Raw genomic sequence first — 20,720 nt, 5'->3', positions numbered from 1 at the left:
CCGAGCCCCCGCGTAATTTCCCGACAAAGTCATACGAGGTTGGCATAATGAGCGATATGCCCCTTCTTGCCGACAACGGGTCGGTGTTCATCGGCCGTGAGGCCGAGCTTCGCGTCCTGAGCGATCACGCCCACCGCACCCGCACCTCCACCCCCGGCATGGTCCTCGTCGGCGGTGACGCGGGTGTCGGCAAGAGTCGGCTCATCAGCGAGTTCGCCGCCACCCTCCCGCAGGGCGCGGTGTACGTCGGCGCCTGTCTCCAACTCGGCGGCGACGGCCTGGCCTACGCACCCTTCACCGCGATACTGCGCCAGCTCCTGCGCGAACACGGACCCGAGATCTTCACGGCGGCAGCCCCCGGCGGCACCGGCGAACTCGCCCGTCTCCTTCCCGAACTGGGCGAACTCTCCATCGGCCGACCCGAGAACCGGGGCATCCTCTTCGAACAGGTCCTGCGCCTGTTGCACCACAGCGTCGGCGACACCGGCGTCACCTTCGTCCTCGAAGACCTGCACTGGTCCGACAGCGCCACCCGCGACCTGCTCGTCTTCCTCATCCGCAACCTCGAACTCCCCGGTGTGCAGATCGTCGCCACCTACCGCAGCGACGACCTGCACCGGTCCCACCCGCTGCGCCGGCTGCTCCCCGAACTCGAACGCGTCCCCGGCGTCACATCACTGCGGCTGGCCCCGCTCACCCTCACCGAGACCGGCGACCACGCCACCGCCCTGCGCGGCGGCCGTCCCCTCTCGCCGCACGACCTCGAAGAGCTCTACCGGCGCACCGAGGGCGTCCCCCTGTTCGTGGAGTCCCTGGCCACCGCTCCCGCCACCGAGGACGACGTGCCCGACCGGTTCCGCGACCTGCTCCTGGAACCCCTCCACCGGTTCGACGACACCGCTCGGGCCGTCCTGCGCACGGCCTCGGTGGGAGCCGTCTCCGGCGGCATCGACCACGAAGTGCTGCGCCACGCCGCCGATCTGCCCGACCGCGAACTCGAAACCGCCCTGCACACCCTGGTCGACGCCAACGTCCTCAAGGTCCACGGCGACGGCTACCGGTTCCGGCACGCCCTGCTGCGCGACGCCGTGCACGGTGAACTCCTCCCCGGCCCGCACACCCGCCTGCACCTGCGCTTCGCCCTGCTCATCGACGAACGGCCCGACCTGTTCCCCTTCGACCGGCGCGCCGCCGAGGAGGCCCACCACTACATGGCCGCCCGGGAACTGCCCCAGGCGCTGGAGTCGGCCTGGTGGGCCGCCGTCCGCGCCGGCGACACCCTCGCCTACAGCGAGGAACTCGACATGCTGGAACGGGTCCTGTCCCTGTGGGACAAGGTGCCCGACGCCCACGAACGCGTCCAGGGCCACACCTGGGCCGAGGTCGTCTCCCGGGCCGCCGGGGCCGCCGTGGAGGCCGGGCGCGACCGCCGCGCCCTCGAACTCGCCGACGAGGCCCTGGCCACCCTCCCCGAGACGCCCTCCGACGAGCACACCCGCGCCGTCAAGGCCACCCTGCTGCGCCGCCGCGGCCTGGCCCGTTCCCTGAGCACCTGCGGCGGAGGCATCACCGACCTCGTCAAGGCCCTGGAACTGCACCCGCCCCACATGCCGGGCTACGCCCCGCTGCTGTCCACCCTGGCCCGCGAGAGCCTGCGCCACCGCGCCGACCGCGTCGTCCCACCCGACCAGGAGCAATTGCGGGACCTGCGCGAGGCGGGCTACTCGGCCCGCGAACTCGCCGAGAAGGCCATCGCCCTGGCCGAGACCGCCGAGCCCGCGGACCGGTGCGCGGCAGCCGACGCCCGCATCACCCTGGGCAGCCTCCACATCGGCGACGGCGACATGGACCGGGGGCGCCCGCTCATCGAGGAGGGCATGGAGATCGCCGCGAAGCTCTCCCAGCCCTCCCTCCAGGCCCGCGGCGCCGGCAACCTCGGACACTTCCTACGCGAACTGGGCCGCCACGAGGAGGGACTGCGGGTCCTGGAGGAGTCCCTGGCCCGCCACGAGGAGATGGGCTGGGCCTCGGTCCACAAGACGTTCAACCACCAGAACCGCGCCGAGATCCACTTCGAACTCGGCGACCTGCGCCAGGCCCGCGAGATCTGCGAGATGATCCTGCGCACCCGCGCCACCGTCAAGGACCGCTCCTACGTGGACGCGGTACTGGCCCGCAGCGCCGCCGCCACGGGGGACCTGGAGACCGCGCGCAGGGTCTCCGGCTGGGCGCGCGAGGACCGGGTCCCGGGCGCCCAGCGCATGAACGTCGTCCAGCTGGACCTGTTGGCCAAGCTGGAGACCGGCCTGGCCGAAGGTTCGGTGGACGCCGTGCTCGTCCTGTCCGAACGGGCCTTGGAGCAGCTGGAGCTGGAGGCCTCGCGCGGCTACACCTGGCCCCTCGTCGACGTGATGGTCGAGGCCGCCCTCCGGGGGATCGAGCCCGGCCGCCCCGAGGAGACGGCGGCCCGGGCCCGCCGTGTCCTGACCCTGGCGGTGAAGGTCGTCGAGGCCATGAGGATCACCGGCACCCCCCAGCGCGCCCACCGGGCCCGCGTCCTGGCCGGGGCCGCCGAGATCGACGACACCGGCGCCGCCGAGCGGCTGGAGCTGTGGACCGAGGCGGTCACCGCGTGGGAGGCCACCCCCATGCCCCTGTACCTGGCCTCCGCCCGGCTGCGGGCCTCCGTCGCCGCGATGAACGCGGGCCACCGCGACCGGGCCCGCGACTGGGTGCGCGCCGCCCACGCGACCGCCGCCGACCTGGGCGCGGTCCCCCTGGCGGCGTCCGCCGCCGACCTGGCGCGCCGTATCGGCGTCGGACCCGGCGGCGATACGTCCGCCCCCGCGGCCCCGGCCGGACTGACCGCCCGCGAAGCGGAGGTCGCCCGGCTGCTCACCGCCGGCGGCACCAACGCGCGCATCGCCGAGGAACTGTTCATCTCCACCAAGACCGCGAGCGTGCACGTGTCCAACATCCTGGCCAAGCTGGGCGTGCCCAACCGCGCCACCGCCGGTGCCCGGCTGAGGGAGCTCGGTCTGGGCTGAGGTCCCTCCCCCCGGGGCCCCGCCCCCTCATCGCCCGTGTCCGCCCCGGGCCCGCCGTCCTCGGGCCGGGGCGGAGAGGGGCCCTCGTTCGAAGGCCCCCTCGCGGTCAGGGCTCCAGTTCGATGTACACGCCGCCCGGGGACTCCAGGATCACGTCCGCCACGATGCGGTCGTCGCCGACCTCCCCCTCGGAGAGCACCGCCATCTCATTCTCCCCGTACCCCTCGGCGCCCTCCGGCGGGGACGCGATGTAGAAGCCCACATCGAGACCCCGCTCGACCAGTACCGTGCGGATCTCTCCCACGGTGACCCCCTCCAATGCCACGCCCTCCAAGGGCTCGCCCGGGGCGTTCGCCGCCTGCGACATGGAGTAGGGCTCGTCCGGACGGGCCTCACGGCCGAAACCGATCACCACCGGCGTCGGGTGCCCCACCGGGATCCGGACGACCGCCGGGCACCCGTCCTCGATCGAGCACTCCCCCAGGGGTTCCTCGACCTCGATACCGCCGCCTTCCTCCAGGCTCTCGGTCCCGGCGTCGGTGTCCAGGTGCACCAGCTCGCCCACCATGCCCGGGGACACCGGTTCGAACACGATCCGCGCGTCCACCCCGTACTCGGCGAACTCGGCCCGATAGTCCGCGGGCTCGGCGTCGGCGCGCAGCAGCCTCGCGGTGACGAACCCGTCCTCGACGACGATGTCCGCCACCGGAGGCCCGGCCGGGCCGTGCCCCGGGCACACCCGAGCACGACCGCGTTCCGCCCCGCGTCGAGGCGTTCCCACCCCGCCAGGGTGAGGACCTCCCGGTCTTGTTCGGACAGCGACCGGAGCACCCGTCCGATCTCCCCCATGCCGTGCTCCGGGGACGGCGGCGAGACCGTCACCCCCGCCAGTTCGGTGCGCAACCGCATCGCCGGCGCCGGCCGGCGGCGGTCCCCGCGCCGGTGGTTGGCGAGCACGTTGCGCGCCATCCCGAACATCCAGGGCCGGGCCTCCTCGCCCGACGGAACGTCGTCGATCCGGGACCAGACCGCGGTGAACACCTCCGCGACGAGGTCGGCGGCCCCTCCGGATCCCGTGTGCGACGCAACAGGTAGCCCAGGACGTCATGGAACGTGGCCTCGTACAGTTCCTCGAACCGGGCGACGTGCTCCTCGCGCGACCGTGTCTGATGTTGTCGGGGCAACGGTCGACCCTTCTTCCTCGGTGATCGATGCTTACGACCCCGTACATGTCCGGACCCCGCCGTGCGTTACGGCGGGGTCCGGGGAAAGAGGGAAGGAGGGTCAGACCGTCCAGCGGTTGGTGATCGGCAGCCGCCGGTCCCGCCCCAGGTTCCGGGCGCTGATCTTGGTGCCCGGCGCGGACTGGCGGCGCTTGTACTCGGCCCGGTCCACCAACCGGATCACCTTGCGCACCAGTTCCGGGTCGTATCCGGCGAAGATCAGCTCCGCCTCGCCCTTGTCGGTGCCGATGTAGGCGTCGAGCACCGCGTCCAGCATCGTGTAATCGGGCAGCGAGTCGGTGTCGAGCTGGTCCGGGCGCAGTTCGGCGCTGGGCGGCTTGCCGATGGAGTTCTCCGGGATCGGCGGGGTCTCACCGTTGCGCGACGCCTCCTCGTTGCGCCACCGGGACAGCTCCCACACCAGGGTCTTCCAGCAGTCCTTGATGGGCGCGAACCCGCCCACCGAGTCGCCGTACAACGTCGAGTAGCCGGTGGCGGCCTCGCTCTTGTTGCCGGTGGCCAGCACCAGATGGCCCTCCTCGTTGGACAGGGCCATCACGAGGGTGCCGCGCACCCGGGCCTGGAGGTTCTCCGCCGCCAATCCGCCCAGGCGGGCCTCCGCCTTCTCCGTGGCCGCCTCGAAGGCGTCCACCATGGGCGCGATCGCGATGGTCCGGGCCGCGAACCCCTGCCGCCGGGCCAGTTCCTCGGCGTCGGTGATGGAGTGGTCGCTGGAGTGCGCGCTGGGCAGCAGCACCCCGTGGACGCGGTCGGCGCCGACCGCGTCGACCGCGATGGTCGCGGCGAGCGCGGAGTCGATCCCCCCGGAGATCGCCACCAGCACGGAGGCGAACCCGTTCTTGACCGTGTAGTCGCGCAGACCGGTGACCAGCGCCCGGTACACCTCACCGACGTCGGAGAGCGGATCCGGACGGGGGGTGACGACGTTCTCCAGCGGCTCGTAGGGCTCGACGGTGTCGGCCGACACGGTGTGCCGCACGATGGTCAACCCGTCCACCACGTCGCCGTCCCGAGCGGCCCGGGGGTCCCGACCCGCCTCCGGCAGCTCCAGGTCGGCCACCAGCAGGGTCTCGGTGAACTGGGGGGCGCGCGCCACCAGCTCCCCCTCGGCGTCGACCACCAGCGAGTCGCCCTCGAAGACCAGCTCGTCCTGGCCGCCGACCATGTTCACGTACGCCAGCGCGGCCCCCACCTCGCGGGCGCGCCGCCGGCACAGCTCCAGGCGCACGTCGTCCTTGTGCCGTTCGTAGGGGGATCCGTTGAGCGACAGCAACAGCCCCGCGCGGGCCGCTCGGGTGGCCGTGACCGGGCCGCCCTCCTGCCACAGGTCCTCGCAGACCGCGATCGCCACGTCCACCCCGCGCACCCGCACCACCGGCAGCGTGTCGCCGGGCACGAAATTGCGGAACTCGTCGAACACCCCGTAGTTCGGCAGATGGTGCTTGGCGGAGGTGAGCGCCACCTCGCCCCGGTACAGGACGGCCACCGCGTTCTGGGGGGCGCCCGCCGGTTGGCCGTAACGGGCCCCGGGCCCTTCCCGCCGCGACAGGAAACCCACCACCACCGGCAGGTCGCCGAGGCCTTCGGTGACCAGGTCGGCGGCCAGTCGGTGCACGGCCTTGACCGAGGCCGAGACGAAGGAGTTGCGCAGGGCCAGGTCCTCCACCGGATATCCGGTGACGACCATCTCGGGCAGGGCGAGCAGGTGCGCGCCCCGCTCCCGGGCCTGCCGCGCGGCGTCCACGACGATGGACCGATTGCCTTCCAGGTCCCCCACCGTCGGGTTGACCTGGGCGAGTGCGATTCTCAGCTGTGCCACGGCACCGAGCCTAACCGGGGGGTTCCCTCCGGTCTCGGAGCGGGTAGGCCCCGGGACGGGTCGAAGGACCCCCGTCACCGGCCATAATGCGAGTACAGGGGAGGAACCGGACGGCCCGGAGGGCGGCTGCGGAAATACCCCGGAAATATGCGCACGGCACACTGGGGCCGGGACACCCAGCCCGGCCGGGCTCCGAGAACGTCGGACCGTGACACGGGACGACCGCCATCGAGGAAGGTTGATCGTGAATCGACAGCAGGAATTCGTGCTCCGCACGTTGGAGGAGCGCGACATTCGGTTCGTGCGGCTGTGGTTCACCGACGTGCTCGGGTACCTCAAGTCCGTGGCGGTGGCCCCCGCCGAACTGGAGGCCGCCTTCTCCGAGGGCATCGGTTTCGACGGCTCGGCCATCGAGGGCTTCGCCCGCGTCTACGAGGCCGACATGCTGGCCCAGCCGGACCCGACGACCTTCCAGGTCCTGCCCTGGCGCAACGAACCGCACGGCACCGCGCGCATGTACTGCGACATCCTCATGCCCGACGGGTCGCCCTCCTCGGCCGACCCCCGGCACGTCCTCAAGCGCCAGCTCAGCAAGGCCTCCGACCTCGGGTTCACGTTCTACACGCACCCCGAGATCGAGTTCTACCTGCTCAAGAAGATGCCCGAACTGGGCGAGCTGCCCGTGCCCAACGACTCCGGCGGCTACTTCGACCACACCCCGCACAACAGCGCCCACGACTTCCGGCGCAACGCCATCAACATGCTGGAGGCCATGGGCATCTCCGTGGAGTTCAGCCACCACGAGGGCGGGCCGGGCCAGCAGGAGATCGACCTGCGGTACGCGGACGCGCTGACCACCGCCGACAACATCATGACCTTCCGGCTCGTGATGAAGGAGGTGGCGATGGAGCAGGACGTGTACGCGACGTTCATGCCCAAGCCGTTCACCCAGTACCCGGGTTCGGGCATGCACACGCACCTGTCGCTGTTCGAGGGCGACCGCAACGCCTTCTACGAGCCGGGCGCCGAGTACCAGCTGTCCAAGGTGGGACGCGGGTTCATCGCGGGCCTGCTGCGACACGCCGACGAGATCACCGCGGTGACCAACCAGTGGGTGAACTCCTACAAGCGCCTGTGGGACGACCCGGCCGCCTCGGCGGGCATGGGCGGCGAGGCGCCGGCGTACATCTGCTGGGGGCACAACAACCGCTCCGCCCTGGTGCGGGTGCCGATGTACAAGCCCGGCAAGTCCAACTCCAGCCGGATCGAGATCCGGTCCATGGACACGGCGTGCAACCCGTACCTGGCGTACGCGGTGATCCTGGCGGCGGGTCTGAAGGGCATCGAGGAGGGGTACGAGCTGCCCCCGGGCGCCGAGGACGACGTGTGGGCGCTCACCGACTCCGAGCGTCGCGCGCTGGGGATCCGGCCGCTACCGCAGAGCCTGGACGAGGCGCTGCGGTTGATGGAGAACAGCGAGCTGGTCGCGGAGACGCTGGGCGAGCACGTGTTCGACTTCTTCCTGCGCAACAAGAAGGCCGAGTGGCGGGACTACCGGCGTCAGGTGACGCCGTACGAGCTCCAGCGGTACCTGCCGACCCTGTAGGACCTCGCGTGAACGAGGCCCCGTCCCTCCCAGGACGGGGCCTCGTCGTCGCGGGGCCGGGCCCCGGCGCCCGGAACGGCGCGCGCGGCTCACTCGGCCGGCGGACGGGGTGAGGACGCCCGGTGGGCGAACACGGCGGTGACGACGGCACCGACGAGGAGGAGCGCGCTCGCCGCCCCGAACGCCATCACCGCCAGACCGAGGCCGATGTTGGCGCCGATGACCGGCGCCGTGGCGATCGCCCACGTCACCCCGGCCATCAGGGCGATCGGCACCGGCAGCAGGACCGTCAGCCCGCGCAACGGGGCGATCCTCCGGGTCGCCATTCCCCGGATGAGCAGCGCCCCGGTCGCGACCATGAGGACCGCTGCCCCGATCCCGATCACCGTCTCGGCCCAGCCGGGCAGTGGCAGCGGCCGGATCGCGTAGTCGGCTTCGCCCAGCGGAAAGCCCTCGGCGGCGGCGACCTTCTCGGGCGGGGTGTGGGAGACCCACCAGGCCGTGATCGCGGAGGTGATCAGGAGCACGAGGCCCTGGAGGGCGAGGATCGGACCGGAGGTGCGGGGGGCGTGCGCCGTCGTGTTCATCCCCCCATGTTCGTGCGCGCGGCGCGCGGGCGCATGAGTGCGGGTACTCACCGGGGCCCACCGTCGGTCCCACCGCGCGACGGGGCGGGCGGGAGCGGCCCGGACACCGCCCCGGAGTGACCGGGTCGCCGAGGGCTCCCACGGGGAGGCGACCGCGCCCCGTTCCGCCGAGGCCGGGGAAAGGCCTGTTCAAACTTGTGCGAGGTGCCCCGTGGCACGCGTGACGCACCGCGGTCCGGGTAGCCGACCATCATGAGACTCGGTGAACGCATCCGTGAGATCGAACGCGACGACCGCCTCGACCCGGCGGTCTCCCGCTTGAAGAGGCTCGCCGAACGCCTGCCGTCCGGCACGGTTCGCGACATGCTGCACGGCGTGCAGCTCGGCCACCCCGCTCACCCGATCCTGGTGCAGCTGCCCATCGGGACGTGGACGGCCGCGACCCTGTTGGACATGCTGCCCGGCGACCACCGCCGCAGCGCTCACGCGCTGATCGACATCGGCCTGTTGACCACCCTGCCCGCCGTGGTCAGCGGCCTGGCCGACTGGTCGCGGCAGCACGAACGCCAACAGCGCGTGGGAGTGGTGCACGCGGCGACCAACGGTGTGGGAACACTGCTGTTCTGCGTCTCCTCGTTGGCACGGGCGCGGGGACGTGAGGGGTGGGGGCGATTCCTGGCCTTGGCCGGGATGGGCGCCGTCGGTCTCAGCGGATCGTTGGGCGGGCACATCGCCTACTACCGTGCGAGCGGCGCGAACAGCGCCGACCACCTCGCCGACCTGGTGCCCGGGGGATGGCACGACCTCGGTCCGCTGAACGGCTTCCCCGACGGGGGGATCGGCGAGAGCGAGGTGAGCGGTGTCCCGATCGTGGTGGCGCGTACCGGCGCGTCGGCGTCCGCGCTGATGGGCACGTGCCCGCACATGGGCGCGCCCCTGGCGCAGGGCGAGCGGGTGGACGGGTGTGTGCGCTGTCCGTGGCACGGAAGCGAGTTCCGTCTGGACGACGGGGTGGTGGTCCACGGACCCGCGACGGCGTCGCCGGAGACGTTCGAGACGTCGGTCGTGGACGGCCGCCTGATGGTCCGCCTGCGGTCGCCCGAGTAGCGGCGGCCCTGCCGCGCGGGCCGGGAGGGGGCCGCCTCCTCGGGGCGGGGCCCCTCCCTGTCACCTCCGAGCCCCTGCCCCCACGTCCCCGGAGCACCCGCGCTGTCGCGCGCCGCGGTGATACGGGTCCGCCGGGGCTTGCGGATGCACAGGGGTACGTCTATCTTTCATGTGTAAGTGTTTTCTTACACGCATAGGAAAGACATGACACAGCGCGATCTCTCCGGCGACGAACTCGTCGAGTCGCTCGCCGCGCTCGCCAACCCGATCCGCCTGCGGATCATCGCGACGCTCACCGGCGGTCGCGACTACGTGAGCAACCTCGCGCGCGTCATCGGCATCAGCCGCCCCCTCCTCCACATGCACCTGCAACGCCTCGAAGCGGTCGGCCTGGTCACCGGCTCCCTGGAGCTCTCGGAGGACGGCAAGGCGATGAAGTACTTCGAGCTCACCGACTTCGACATCGGTCTCACCCCCACGACGATCGCCGCCGCGGTCGAGACCCTCACACGCAAGGAGAAGAACTGATGGACTGGCCAACGGTCGTCCTCATCCTCGGCCTGGGCGCGATCGCCACCTTCATCGGTGTCGTGGTCGTCTCCAGCCGGCACGAGTTCCGCAAGACCGCCGTCGACGCCGCGCGCAACGACGAACTCCGCCGCCTGGTGACGCGGTACGAGGAACTCGCCTCGACGACGCTCGACGCCCAGCAGCGCACCGCGGCCGACGTCGCCGAACTGCGCGCTCGCACCACCTCCATCGAAAAACTCCTGAGAACGGTGGAATGACCGCCATGACCCGCACCATGAAGGCGATCGCGCACGACGAGTACGGCGAGGCCGCCGATGTGCTGGCGCCGCGCGAGGTCCCCGTCCCCGAGCCCGGCCGGGGCGAGGTACGCGTCGAGGTCCACGCCGTATCGCTCAACGCCGCGGACGTGTACCTCACGCGCGGCGAGCCGACCATCGGCCGACTCGCCTTCGGGTGGCCGCGACCGAAACGGACCATCCGGGGACGGGACGTGGCCGGCGTCGTCGACTCCGTGGGCCCGGGGGTCACCGAGTGGTCCCCGGGCGACCGGGTCGCCGCCGAAGGGGAGGAGTCCCTGGCCGAGTACACCTGTGTGAAGGCCTCCCTGCTGGCACGCGTGCCCGACGGGGTCCCGTTCACCGAGGCGGCGGCGGTACCGCTCGCCGGGGTGACGGCCCTCCAGGCCGTGCGCGTCGGCGAGGTGAAGGCCGGCGACCGCGTTCTCGTCAACGGCGCCTCGGGCGGCGTCGGCACGTTCCTCGTCCAGTTGGCCACCGCGGCGGGCGCCGAGGTCACCGGCGTGTGCGGGGCGGGCAACACCGACCTGGTGCGCTCGCTGGGCGCCGTCCACGTCGTCGACTACGGCGTCGAGGACTTCACCGAGGCGAAGGAACCCTACGACGTCGTCATCGACCTGGCCGGCAACCGGAGCCTGCGCGAGCTGCGGAGCGCTCTCGCGCCGGGTGGGACGCTGGTGCTGACCTCGGGCCATGGGAGCCGGGCCATGGGACCCCTGTGGCGCAACGCCGCGGCGTCCCTCACCTCGCCGTTCGTGCGGCAGCGACTGCGCCCGTTCCTCGCCCGCAGCGGGGTGGACGGCGAGGTCGAAGGACTCCTGGAGCGGGTGGCGGCGGGGACCCTGAGGCCCGCGGTCGGACGGACGTACCCGTTCGAGCGGGCCGTCGACGCGCTCGCGCACGTCGCTCGGGGGCACGCGCGCGGGAAGGTCGTGGTGGTGCTGCGGGAGGGGTGAGCCGCGCCGCGCGCCGTGCGCCCCCTCGTGGTCATTCCTCCCCCGCGTCGGGTGGACCGCGCACCGGGGCGCGCGGCGCGGGCGGCCTCGGCCGACGAACACCGAAGGGACCCACCCCTCGTCGGGTACGCCCGGATCGGGTCGTCGCGCAGAGGACCGAAGACCCGACCTTTACGCCATAGATCACACATGGGACGAAAAGGACGCTCCGTCGACGTCCAGGTCCCTGGCCCGCACCGCCGCCGCGTTGCGGTTGGACACCCCGAGTCCGCCATGAGGTTCCACATGTGCGCGCTCACCGTCTTCGCCGAGACGAACGGCCTCTCCCCGATCTCCCGGTTCGTCAGCCCCCGGGCCGCCGGGCGCGGCACCTCCGCCTCCCGGGGCGTCGGCCCGGCAGGTGCGTCCCCCTCCGCCGGGACGCGCGGACGGGCCGATCCGTGGCGGTCGCGGGCACGACCGGCGGCGGAGGCGGACCGTCAGTCGGTGCCCTGCCACAGGTCGGGGCCGAACACCTCTTCGGAGGCCACCAGGGACTCCACGGACACCTCGTCGAGGGAGGCGTGGAAGGCCTCCCGGGCCCGGTGCAGGGCGCCCCGCAACCGGCAGGCCGCACGCAGCGGACAGGGCGGATCGTCCTCGCAGCCGGCCAGGTCTCCCCCGCCCTCCGGTTCCCGGACGATCGACCCCACCGAGGCCCGGCGGCCCCGCTCGCTCAGGCGCAGCCCGCCGCCCCGGCCCCGGCGTGCCTCCACCAGGCCCAGGTCGGACAGGCGCGCCACCGCCTTGGCCATGTGGGTGTAGGGCACGGAGGTCATCTCCGCCACGGCACGGGTGGTGAGGAGTTCGCCCTCCCCCGCCACCGCGAGCCGCATGACGAGGCGGAGGGAGACGTCGGTGAAGGCGGTCAGGCGCATGTCCGCGAGCGTAGTCGGCCGCGGGGGTCCGCCTCGGCGGAGGCCCGAGGCGGAGCGACCGGTGGTGGGACGACCGGTGGTGGGACGGCCGGGGGCGGCCCGAGGCGGGACGCGTCCTCCGGGCCGGGTCGCGTCAGTTGTGTTCGTCGAGGTCGGGGCTCTGCTCGCGGGGTTCCGCCGCGGCCCGGTGGGCGACGGTGTCACGCGGCATCCACACCAGCACCACGATCACCCCGACGACCCCGCAGCACAACGACACCAGGGACGCGGTGTGCAACCCCGCCAGGAACGCCTCCTTGGCCGGGGCGACCAGGACGGCGCCCTGTTCCCCCAGGCCGCGGGCGACCGCCAGGGTGGCCTCGATCGACTCGCCGGCCGTGTGCAGCCCGCTCCCGCTCAAGTGGGCGGCGGCGCCCTCGTCGCTCTCCGCGAACCCCTCCAGGGTGGGTGTGATGTCGGCCCGGTAGCGGAAGGAGATGATCGCGCCGAGGACGGCCACGCCCATCGCCGTGGCCACCTGACGGACGGTGTTCTGCGTCGCCGAGGCCGCGCCCGCCTTGCCCGGCGGCACCGCCGAGACGATCGCGTCGGTGGAGGGGGTGAGCACCACCGCCATCGCGGCGGCCTGGGTGAAGAAGAAGATCAGGATGAGCCAGACCGGGGTGTCCACCTTCAGGAACGAGAAGAACGCGAAGCTCGCGCACACGGTCCCGATGCCGACGGCGGCGACCGCGCGCGGCCCGAACCGGCGCACGAGGGCGGGACTCAGCGGGGCCAGGAGCATCTGCCCGACGGCCGCCGGCAACACCAGCAGCCCCGCGATGAACGGCGAGAACTCCCGGACGCTCTGCCAGTAGAAGCTCAGGAAGAAGATCAGCCCGGACATGCTGAAGAACATCAGCATGATGGTGGCGATGGCGACGCTGAACCTCGGGTTCTTGAAGAACCGCACGTCCAGTGAGGGCTCGGGGGTGCGCGCCTCGTGGATCAGGAACAGGGTGATGACCGCCAGGCCGCCCAGCAGCGCGCCCCACACGTCGAGGTCGGCCAGGGAGGAGCGTTCGCCCGCGGTGATGATCCCGTAGATGAGCAGGACCAGCCCGGGGATGGACAGCAGCACCCCGAGCACGTCGGGCCGGCCGGGGTCCTCGTCACGGGTCTCGGGGATGAGGAAGAACATCAACGCCAGGCCGAGCAGCACGAACGGCACGTTGACGAGGAAGATCGACCCCCACCAGAAGTGCTCCAGCAGCAGGCCGCCGGCCGACGGTCCGATCGCCATCGCCAGGCCGACCGAGCCCGACCACAGGCCGATGGCGCGGCCTCGTTCCTCGGCCGGGAAGATGTTGGTGATGATCGACAGCGTCTGCGGCATCACCATGGCCGCTCCGAAGCCCATGACCGCGCGGGCGGCGATGAGCTGTTCGGGATTCTGGGAGTAGGCGGACAGGGCCGACGCGGCACCGAACACCACGAGTCCGGCGGTGATCATCCGGCGCCGTCCCCAGCGGTCGCCCAGGACGCCGAAGGTGAACAGCAGCCCGGCGAAGACGAGGGTGTAGGAGTTGATCGCCCAGGCCAGTTCGGACTGACCGGCGCCCACTCCCAGTTCGGGATCGGACAGGGTGCGCAGGGCGACGTTGAGGATGGTGTTGTCGGCGACGATCACGAGCAGGCAGATGATGAGGACCGCCAGTCCGCCCCACCGCCGCCGATAAGCCGTCCGCGCGTCCACGTGAGCACCCTCTTCCACGAACCGGTCCGCACCGGGGGCCGACGCGACCCGGGGCCGGGAACCGCCATCGTAACGGCCACCCGTCCCTGATTCCCGTTTCGCCCCCGATCATCGGATGTGTCCGTTCGGGGCCTCCCCCGCACCGTCCGAGAGATCCGGGTACGGGGGGAAGTTCCCGGGGCGCGTTCCGGTTGTATCCCGAGGGAAGCGGACGCGCGGGGCCCGTGCGATGATGCTCGCACGACACGCGGACCCGGCCTTCCCATCCGTCGTACACGGCGGCCGGATCGGCGACCGTCCTCCAGGTCCCTCGGGACCACCGCGACCGCGTTCGCGCGGCGCACATCATCATTTCGTCCACACGTCCGGGGACACCCACGCGGTGCTTCGAGACAACGGAGGAAGACATCATGAGCACCACCGACAAGACCACCACCGCCCTGTACGGCGGGGTCACCAACCGGCGCGTCACCATCCGCGACCTGGCCGCCGCCAAGGAGCGCGGCGAGCGCTGGCCGATGCTGACCGCCTACGACGCGCTCACCGCGCGGGTGTTCGACGAGGCGGGCATCCCCGTCCTCCTCGTCGGCGACTCCGCCGCCAACGTCGTGTACGGCTACGACACCACCGTCCCGGTCACCGTGGACGAACTCCTCCCCCTCACCGCCGCGGTCGCGCGCTCCACCAAGCGGTCCCTGGTGGTGGCGGACCTTCCCTTCGGCTCCTACCAGGCCTCGCCGCACCAGGCCCTGGAGACCGCCTCCCGGTTCATGAAGGAGGGCGGCGCCCAGGCGGTGAAACTGGAGGGCGGCCACGCCGTGGCACCGCAGGTGGAGCTGCTGGTGTCGGCGGGCATCCCGGTGATGGCGCACCTGGGGCTCACCCCCCAGTCGGTGAACACGCTGGGCGGCTACCGCGTGCAGGGGCGCGGTGAGGCCGCCGCGGGTCTGCTCAAGGACGCCAAGGAGCTGGAGCGGGCGGGCGCGTTCGCGGTCGTGCTGGAGTGCGTGCCGAGTGAGCTGGCCGCACAGGTCACCGAGCAGCTGAACATCCCGACCGTGGGCATCGGGGCGGGCAAGGCCACCGACGCCCAGGTCCTGGTGTGGCAGGACATGGCCGGGTTGAGCCCGCGTGTGGCCAAGTTCGTCAAGACCTACGCCAACCTGCACGAGACGCTGCGCGAGGCCGCGTCGGCCTACGCCGACGAGGTCGTCGGCGGCGCCTTCCCGGAGGAGCGCCACTCCTACGCGAGCTGATCGCCTGCGGAGAACGCCGGTCGGGGCCGTGCCCCGGCCGGCGTTCCGCGCGTCGTCCCGAATGGAGCGGGCCGGAAGGGGTAAGGGGAGGGGCGTCGGAGTAGCCGACACCCGTTCTTCCCGCTCACGAAGGGTTCATCCCGTGTCCGCTCGCATCGCCCCGGTCGTCGACGTGGCCTGGCTGGCCGCCCACCTCCATGACGGGGACCTGGTGGTGGTCGACGCCACGACCCTGACGGGCGCCCCGGGCGGGGGTCCGCACGCCGTCGGGTCCGGTCGGGCCGGTTACGAGGCCGAGCACATCCCCGGCGCGCTGTTCGCCGACCTGACCACCGACTTCGCCGACACCGAGGCCCCCGAGCCGTGGACGGTGCCCTCCTCGGAGAAGTTCGCCGTCCAGGCCGGACTGCTCGGCATCGGCGTGGACAGTCGTGTGGTGGTCTACGACCGGAGCGCCGGCTTCTGGGCCACCCGCCTCCACTGGCAGCTGCGGTTGGAGGGGTTCGACGACGTCGCGGTGCTCGACGGCGGCCTGCGCGCCTGGAAGGCCGCGGGCGAACGGGTGACCGCCGACCCCACGCCCGACCCGATCGCCGCCGCCTTCCAGGCCGAGCGCCGCCCCGAACTGCTGCGCTCGACCGAAGAGGTGGCGAAGTCGCTGGACGACCCCGGAACGGTGCTGGTCGCCGTCCTGGACCCGGCCGTCTACCGGGGTGAGGTGCGCGCCTACGCCCGCGAGGGCCACATCCCCGGCAGCGTCCTCCTGCCCCCGACGGAGATCCTGGACCCCGCGACCGGCGGGCCGCGACCGGTGGGGGAACTGCGCGCGACCTTCGAGCGCGCGGGCCTGCTCGACCCGGGGGTGACCCCGGTGGCCTACTCCGGCCACGGCATCGCCGCGACCGGTGCGGCGTACGCGCTGGTGCTGGCGGGTCGCAACGACGTCGCCGTCCATGACGGTTCGATGGCGGCGTGGGCGGCGGACGACGCGCTGCCGTTGGTCACCGGTGACTCCCCCGGCGGCGACGCCTGACGGGACCGCCGGGTCGGCGTCCTCCCCGGATGCGTCGAGACCCGCGCTCCCCCCGACGAGGCGAACGCGTGGTCGCACCATGCCCGCCCCGGTGCCGCCCGGCATTGGACGCACGGGGGCTTCCGGCCGCACGGGCCCCGGTCGCGGCGGGAGCGCGGACGGCGCTCCCGCCGGGACCGGTCCCGAACACGAGCGCGCGGGACACGGGGCACTCGGTGTGAGGCGGGCCACGAACCGAACCGTACTCGGGAGTAGAGTCACCTCGTACCCAGCACCGACTCGGGCCGGGGTCCCCGGCCCTCACGGGAGGACGCATGCGCATCTCGATGCCGCTCCAGTACGCGGGCGATCCCAAGGCCGCCGTCGACCAGATCATCGAACTGGAGAAGGTCGGCCTGGACACCGTCTGGGTCGCCGAGGTCTACGGCTTCGACGCCCCCACGCTCATGGGCTACATCGCCGCCCGGACCGAGACCGTCCAGATCGGTTCGGCCATCCTGCCCCTGTACAGCCGCACACCGACCCTCATCGCGATGACCGCGGCCGGGCTGGACGACCTGTCCGGCGGACGGGCGATCCTGGGGCTGGGCGCCAGCGGACCGCAGGTCATCGAGGGCTTCCACGGCGTCCCCTACGTCAAGCCGTTGGCCCGCACCCGCGAGACCATCGAGATCTGCCGCAAGGTGTGGAGGCGCGAGGAGCGCCTCACCCACGACGGCGCGGTCTTCCAGCTGCCGCTGCCCGCGGAGAGGGGCACCGGGCTGGGCAAGCCGCTCAAGATCATCAACCACCCCGTGCGCTCGGAGATCCCCGTCTACGTGGCCTCCCTCGGCGTCAAGAACGTGGCGATGACCGCGGAGATCGCCGACGGCTGGCTGCCGCACCTGTTCATCCCCGAGAAGGCCCACACCGTGTGGGGCGAGGCCCTGGCCGAGGGTCGGGCCAAGCGGGACGCCTCCCTGGGCGAACTGGAGGTCTCCGCCGGTGGCCTGCTCGCCATCGGGGAGGGCGAGGACACCAAGAGGCTGCTCGACCTCGTGCGGCCGATGATCGCCCTGTACGTGGGCGGGATGGGCGCCAAGGGCAAGAACTTCTACAACACGGTCGCCCGACGCTACGGCTATGAGGAGGCCGCCGAGAAGATCCAGGACCTCTATCTGGCCGGGAAGAAGGACGAGGCGGCGGCCTCCGTACCGGAGGAGTTCGTGGAACTCACCAACATGGTCGGCCCCGAGTCCTACGTCCGCGAACGCGTGGAGGCGTTCCGGGCCGCCGGGGTCACCCGCCTCAACGTGATCCCCGTGGGCGAGGACCCCGTCGCCCTCATCGAGAAGGTCAAGGGCTGGGCCTCGTCGACGTGACCCGACCCTGAAGGGCCCCGCGGGCGTTGACGCGCCCACGCCGGGCGCCGGGTCGGGGTACCCCGGCCCGGCGCCCGGCCACGGACGGCCGACGTCCGTGTCGCGACGGTTCCCGGAATCCGTCGGCTCCTCCCGGCCCGGCGGCCCCGCTCACGGTCCGGTGATCCGGATGCCCGCGTGGGTCTTGTAGCGGCGGTTGATCGCGATGAGGTTCGCGGTGAGCGCCTCCACCTGGTGGGCGTTGCGCAGCCGCCCGCCGTAGACGCCCCGGACACCCGGGATGCGCTCGGCCAGGGCCCGCACCGTGTCGGTGGCGCCCCGGTCCTCGCCCAGCACCAGCACGTCCAGGTCCACGCTCTCGACCTGCGGGTCCAGCAGGAGGACGGCGGACACGTGGTGGAACGCGGCGACCACGGTGCTGTCGGGCAGCACGGCGGCGGCCTGCTCGGCGGCGCTGCCCTCGGGCACGTCCAGCGCGAACGGACCGCGCTTGTCGAAGCCCAGCGGGTTGACGCAGTCCACGACGATCTTTCCGGACAGCGGACCGGCCAGATCCTCCAGCAGCTCCTTGTGACCGTCCCAGGGCACGGCGACGATGACGATGTCACCCTCGGCCGCGGCGGCGGCGTTGTCCAGCCCTCGGACGTCGATCGGAGTGGATTCGGCCTCCACCAGCTCGCGGGCCGTCTTCTCCGCGCGTTCGGTGTTGCGCGAACCCAGGTACACGGTGTGCCCGGCCAGGGCGAACCGGCGGGCCAGTCCGCGGCCCTGGTCACCGGTGCCGCCCAGGACGGAGACGGTCCGTCCCGTGATGTCGGTGCTGTCGGGTGTGCTCACTTCGGTCATGGGCCGATCCTGCCAGAACGCGATTCGGAACCGGTCGAGCACCCCGTCACCAACGGTCCTCCTCCTCGTCGGAGTCCCACGCGTCGTTGCGCTCGGCCGCGATGCCCAGCGCCCGCGCGGCGGTCGCCTCGTCCGGGTAGGGGCCCATCCGCTCCCGGTTGGGGCAGCCCGCGCCGTGCTCGACGGTGTTGTGCTTGAGGCAGTACCACCAGGCATCGTTCTGTACGTCGGCCACCGCGTTCACCTTTCGTCGGTCCTCATCGGGCACCTACCCGCGGCACGGATGTTCCTCACACCGGGAGGGGTCCTCGGAGGGCACCGGCGGGTGGGCGCCACGAACTACAATCCGTGTTCATGACTACTCCGCTGGTTCCCGGGCGCATCTCGCCACAACGTTCGGTCCCCTCCCACATCGTCCGACCGGAGTACGTCGGGCGGAAGCACCCCGTGGAGGGTGTCCTGGGCGACGTGCAGACCCCGGAGACCATCGAGAGGATGCGCGCCACCGGCCGGATCGCCGCGCAGGCCCTGGAGGAGGTCGGCAAGCACATCCACCCGGGAGTGACCACCGACGAGCTGGACCGGGTCGGGCACGAGTTCCTGCTCGACCACGGCGCGTACCCGAGCACGCTGGGGTACAAGGGTTACCCCAAGTCACTGTGCTCCTCGCTCAACGAGGTGATCTGCCACGGCATCCCCGACGACAGGCCCATCGCCGACGGCGACATCGTCAACATCGACATCACCGCGTACAAGGACGGCGTGCACGGCGACACCAACGCCACCTTCCTCGCCGGGAACGTCTCCGAGGAGCACCGCCTGCTGGTGGAGCGCACCCACGAGGCCACGATGCGCGCCGTCAAGGCCTGCCGTCCGGGACGGCGGATCAACGTGATCGGCCGGGTCATCGAGTCCTACGCCAAGCGGTTCGGCTACGGGGTGGTCCGCGACTTCACCGGTCACGGCGTCGGGCCGGAGTTCCACTCGGGCCTGGTGGTGCCGCACTACGACGACCCGCGCGCGGACACCGTCATGGTGCCGGGGATGACGTTCACGATCGAACCGATGATCACCCTGGGCGGCGTCGACTACGACATGTGGGACGACGGCTGGACCGCGGTGACGGCCGACCGCGCGTGGACCGCCCAGTTCGAGCACACCCTGGTCATCACCGACACCGGCGCGGAGATCCTCACCCTGCCGTAGCCGGGGCGGACGCTCCCGTGCCGGGGCGGGCCGGGGAGACCCGCGCCCCGGGCGGGACCGCACACCGGCGAGCGCCGAGGAGGAGGCCCCACCCGGCGATCGACGTGATCCGTTCAGGGCACCAGGACGACTTTCCCGGTGCCCTGTCGTGTTCGCGGGAGCCGGTGGGCCCGCGCGGCCCGGTCCAGGGGGGACCGGGGTCCCGCCGGGGCGCACCGCCCGCCGGGCCGCCGCCCGATCTGCGGGCGGGCACGGCCACGTCTGGCGCGGTCCGGACCGCGACGGCTAGGGTCGGACCGGTGAAGATCCTCATCTCCGCGGACATGGAGGGCGCCACCGGCGTCACCTGGCCCGCCGACTGCGAACCCGGCACCGAGCAGTGGCGGCGCTGCCGCGCGATGTTCACGAGCGACGTCAACGCCGCGATCGCCGGCCTGTTCGACGGCGGCGCCACCGAGGTCCTGGTCAACGAGGCCCACGCCACCATGCGCAACCTGCTGCTGGAGGAGCTGGACGAACGCGCCGGCATGATCACCGGTCGGCACAAGGAACTGTCGATGGTCGAGGGCGTCCAGCACGGTGACTGCGACGGGGCGGTGTTCCTGGGCTACCACTGCGGTGCCGGGGAGGAGGGGGTCCTCGCTCACACCTACCTGCCCAACGCCGTCACCGGCGTGTGGCTGAACGGCGAGCCCGCGAGCGAGGGCCGGCTCAACGCCGCCGTGGTCGCCGAGTACGGCACCCCCGTCATCCTGGTCACCGGCGACGACCGCGCCTGTGAGGACGCCGAGACCTACGCGCCGTTCGCCCGGACGGTGGCGGTCAAGGAGTACGTCAGCCGGTACGCCGCACGCTGCCGCCCGCCCGCGCGCACCGCCGAGGAGATCCGGCTGGCCGCCTCGAAGGCGACGATGCTCGCCGGTCGTCTGGATCCGGCCGAGCCCTCCCCCAAGGCCGTGGAGATCGAGGTGGACGCCGCCCACCTCGCCCAGGACGCCGCCCTCGTCCCGGGCGTCAGCCGGATCGGTGCGCGTCGCGTCCGCTACACCTCACCGGACGCCTACGAGATGATCCGCTGCTTCAAGACCGTGACGACGATGATCGCCCGGTCGATGGAGAAGGACTACGGCTGACCGCCCCCTCCCCCGCCCTCCTGGCGCGAGGAGGATCCTT

General features: G+C 72.1%; 18 protein-coding genes and 2 pseudogenes. 11 read left to right on the top strand and 9 right to left on the bottom strand.

Going from position 1 to position 20,720, the window contains the following annotated elements; all coding sequences use genetic code 11:
• Positions 1–47: 47 nt before the first annotated feature.
• Positions 48–3,047, top strand: a complete 3,000-nt coding sequence (locus tag RM479_RS10050) for a helix-turn-helix transcriptional regulator (protein ID WP_311511450.1) — start codon at positions 48–50, stop codon at positions 3,045–3,047.
• Positions 3,048–3,153: 106 nt separating this feature from the next.
• Here RM479_RS10050 and RM479_RS10045 read toward each other — a convergent pair whose 3' ends face one another.
• The 3 genes and pseudogenes from RM479_RS10045 to RM479_RS10035 all read right to left on the bottom strand — a co-directional run bounded on the left by RM479_RS10045 (position 3,154) and on the right by RM479_RS10035 (position 6,110).
• A complete protein-coding gene (locus RM479_RS10045; RefSeq protein WP_311511569.1) occupies positions 3,154–3,828 on the bottom strand; it encodes a hypothetical protein in 675 nt (224 codons plus the stop codon).
• Positions 3,829–4,028: 200 nt separating this feature from the next.
• Positions 4,029–4,088, bottom strand: a pseudogene (locus RM479_RS10040) (RNA polymerase subunit sigma-24); the annotation flags it as partial.
• Between the two features lie 243 nt (positions 4,089–4,331).
• Positions 4,332–6,110 (bottom strand): NAD+ synthase, encoded by a 1,779-nt coding sequence (locus tag RM479_RS10035; RefSeq protein WP_311511449.1) that lies wholly within the window; start codon positions 6,108–6,110, stop codon positions 4,332–4,334.
• A gap of 244 nt (positions 6,111–6,354) precedes the next feature.
• Here RM479_RS10035 and RM479_RS10030 point away from each other — a divergent pair, with 244 nt between their 5' ends.
• Complete coding sequence (locus tag RM479_RS10030) at positions 6,355–7,716, top strand: glutamine synthetase family protein (RefSeq protein ID WP_311511448.1); 1,362 nt, start codon at positions 6,355–6,357, stop codon at positions 7,714–7,716.
• Between the two features lie 89 nt (positions 7,717–7,805).
• On the opposite strand, the gene RM479_RS10025 is transcribed toward RM479_RS10030, so the two are convergent.
• The gene (locus tag RM479_RS10025) at positions 7,806–8,303 is read right to left on the bottom strand and encodes a hypothetical protein (RefSeq protein WP_311511447.1); all 498 of its coding nucleotides are present in this window, start codon (positions 8,301–8,303) and stop codon (positions 7,806–7,808) included.
• 252 nt (positions 8,304–8,555) lie between these two features.
• Between RM479_RS10025 and RM479_RS10020 the strand changes: the two genes are divergently transcribed.
• The 4 genes from RM479_RS10020 to RM479_RS10005 all read left to right on the top strand — a co-directional run bounded on the left by RM479_RS10020 (position 8,556) and on the right by RM479_RS10005 (position 11,193).
• Positions 8,556–9,410, top strand: coding sequence for a Rieske 2Fe-2S domain-containing protein (locus RM479_RS10020; RefSeq protein WP_311511446.1), 855 nt, complete (start codon positions 8,556–8,558; stop codon positions 9,408–9,410).
• A gap of 204 nt (positions 9,411–9,614) precedes the next feature.
• Positions 9,615–9,938 carry an ArsR/SmtB family transcription factor gene (locus RM479_RS10015; protein ID WP_274811823.1) on the top strand — a complete coding sequence of 108 codons (324 nt, stop codon included), beginning with the start codon at positions 9,615–9,617 and terminating at the stop codon, positions 9,936–9,938.
• Positions 9,938–10,198: a hypothetical protein gene (locus RM479_RS10010; RefSeq protein ID WP_311511445.1), complete on the top strand. Its 261-nt coding sequence runs from the start codon at positions 9,938–9,940 to the stop codon at positions 10,196–10,198. The genes RM479_RS10015 and RM479_RS10010 overlap by 1 nt, the downstream gene beginning before the upstream one ends.
• Positions 10,195–11,193, top strand: a complete 999-nt coding sequence (locus RM479_RS10005; protein WP_311511444.1) for an NAD(P)-dependent alcohol dehydrogenase — start codon at positions 10,195–10,197, stop codon at positions 11,191–11,193. Before RM479_RS10010 ends, RM479_RS10005 begins: the two co-directional genes overlap by 4 nt.
• A gap of 326 nt (positions 11,194–11,519) precedes the next feature.
• On the opposite strand, the pseudogene RM479_RS10000 reads toward RM479_RS10005, so the two are convergent.
• From RM479_RS10000 to RM479_RS09990, 3 genes and pseudogenes are all read right to left on the bottom strand, one after another.
• Positions 11,520–11,564 (bottom strand): annotated as a pseudogene (locus tag RM479_RS10000) (hypothetical protein); the annotation flags it as partial.
• A gap of 108 nt (positions 11,565–11,672) precedes the next feature.
• A complete protein-coding gene (locus RM479_RS09995) occupies positions 11,673–12,110 on the bottom strand; it encodes an RrF2 family transcriptional regulator (protein WP_311511443.1) in 438 nt (145 codons plus the stop codon).
• A gap of 133 nt (positions 12,111–12,243) precedes the next feature.
• Positions 12,244–13,845 (bottom strand): MFS transporter, encoded by a 1,602-nt coding sequence (locus tag RM479_RS09990; RefSeq protein WP_311511442.1) that lies wholly within the window; start codon positions 13,843–13,845, stop codon positions 12,244–12,246.
• Positions 13,846–14,255: 410 nt separating this feature from the next.
• On the opposite strand from RM479_RS09990, the gene panB reads away from it, so the two are divergent.
• From panB to RM479_RS09975, 3 genes are all read left to right on the top strand, one after another.
• Positions 14,256–15,101, top strand: coding sequence for a 3-methyl-2-oxobutanoate hydroxymethyltransferase (gene panB / locus RM479_RS09985; RefSeq protein WP_311511441.1), 846 nt, complete (start codon positions 14,256–14,258; stop codon positions 15,099–15,101).
• 142 nt (positions 15,102–15,243) lie between these two features.
• Positions 15,244–16,134: a sulfurtransferase gene (locus RM479_RS09980; protein WP_311511440.1), complete on the top strand. Its 891-nt coding sequence runs from the start codon at positions 15,244–15,246 to the stop codon at positions 16,132–16,134.
• A 314-nt stretch (positions 16,135–16,448) separates the two neighbouring features.
• Positions 16,449–17,495 carry an LLM class F420-dependent oxidoreductase gene (locus RM479_RS09975; protein WP_311511439.1) on the top strand — a complete coding sequence of 349 codons (1,047 nt, stop codon included), beginning with the start codon at positions 16,449–16,451 and terminating at the stop codon, positions 17,493–17,495.
• A gap of 150 nt (positions 17,496–17,645) precedes the next feature.
• Here RM479_RS09975 and npdG read toward each other — a convergent pair whose 3' ends face one another.
• A complete protein-coding gene (gene npdG, locus RM479_RS09970; RefSeq protein WP_311511438.1) occupies positions 17,646–18,341 on the bottom strand; it encodes an NADPH-dependent F420 reductase in 696 nt (231 codons plus the stop codon).
• A gap of 46 nt (positions 18,342–18,387) precedes the next feature.
• Positions 18,388–18,576, bottom strand: coding sequence for a hypothetical protein (locus RM479_RS09965; RefSeq protein WP_311511437.1), 189 nt, complete (start codon positions 18,574–18,576; stop codon positions 18,388–18,390).
• A gap of 119 nt (positions 18,577–18,695) precedes the next feature.
• Between RM479_RS09965 and map the strand changes: the two genes are divergently transcribed.
• Positions 18,696–19,547 (top strand): type I methionyl aminopeptidase, encoded by an 852-nt coding sequence (gene map / locus RM479_RS09960; RefSeq protein ID WP_311511436.1) that lies wholly within the window; start codon positions 18,696–18,698, stop codon positions 19,545–19,547.
• Between the two features lie 299 nt (positions 19,548–19,846).
• Positions 19,847–20,680 carry a M55 family metallopeptidase gene (locus RM479_RS09955; RefSeq protein ID WP_311511435.1) on the top strand — a complete coding sequence of 278 codons (834 nt, stop codon included), beginning with the start codon at positions 19,847–19,849 and terminating at the stop codon, positions 20,678–20,680.
• Positions 20,681–20,720 lie beyond the last annotated feature (40 nt).

It is taken from the genome of Nocardiopsis lambiniae (genome assembly GCF_031845465.1).
GTDB classification, from domain to species: domain Bacteria; phylum Actinomycetota; class Actinomycetes; order Streptosporangiales; family Streptosporangiaceae; genus Nocardiopsis; species Nocardiopsis lambiniae.
The sequence above is the reverse complement of the archived record's forward strand: the minus strand, read 5'-3'. Positions and strand labels throughout refer to the sequence as shown.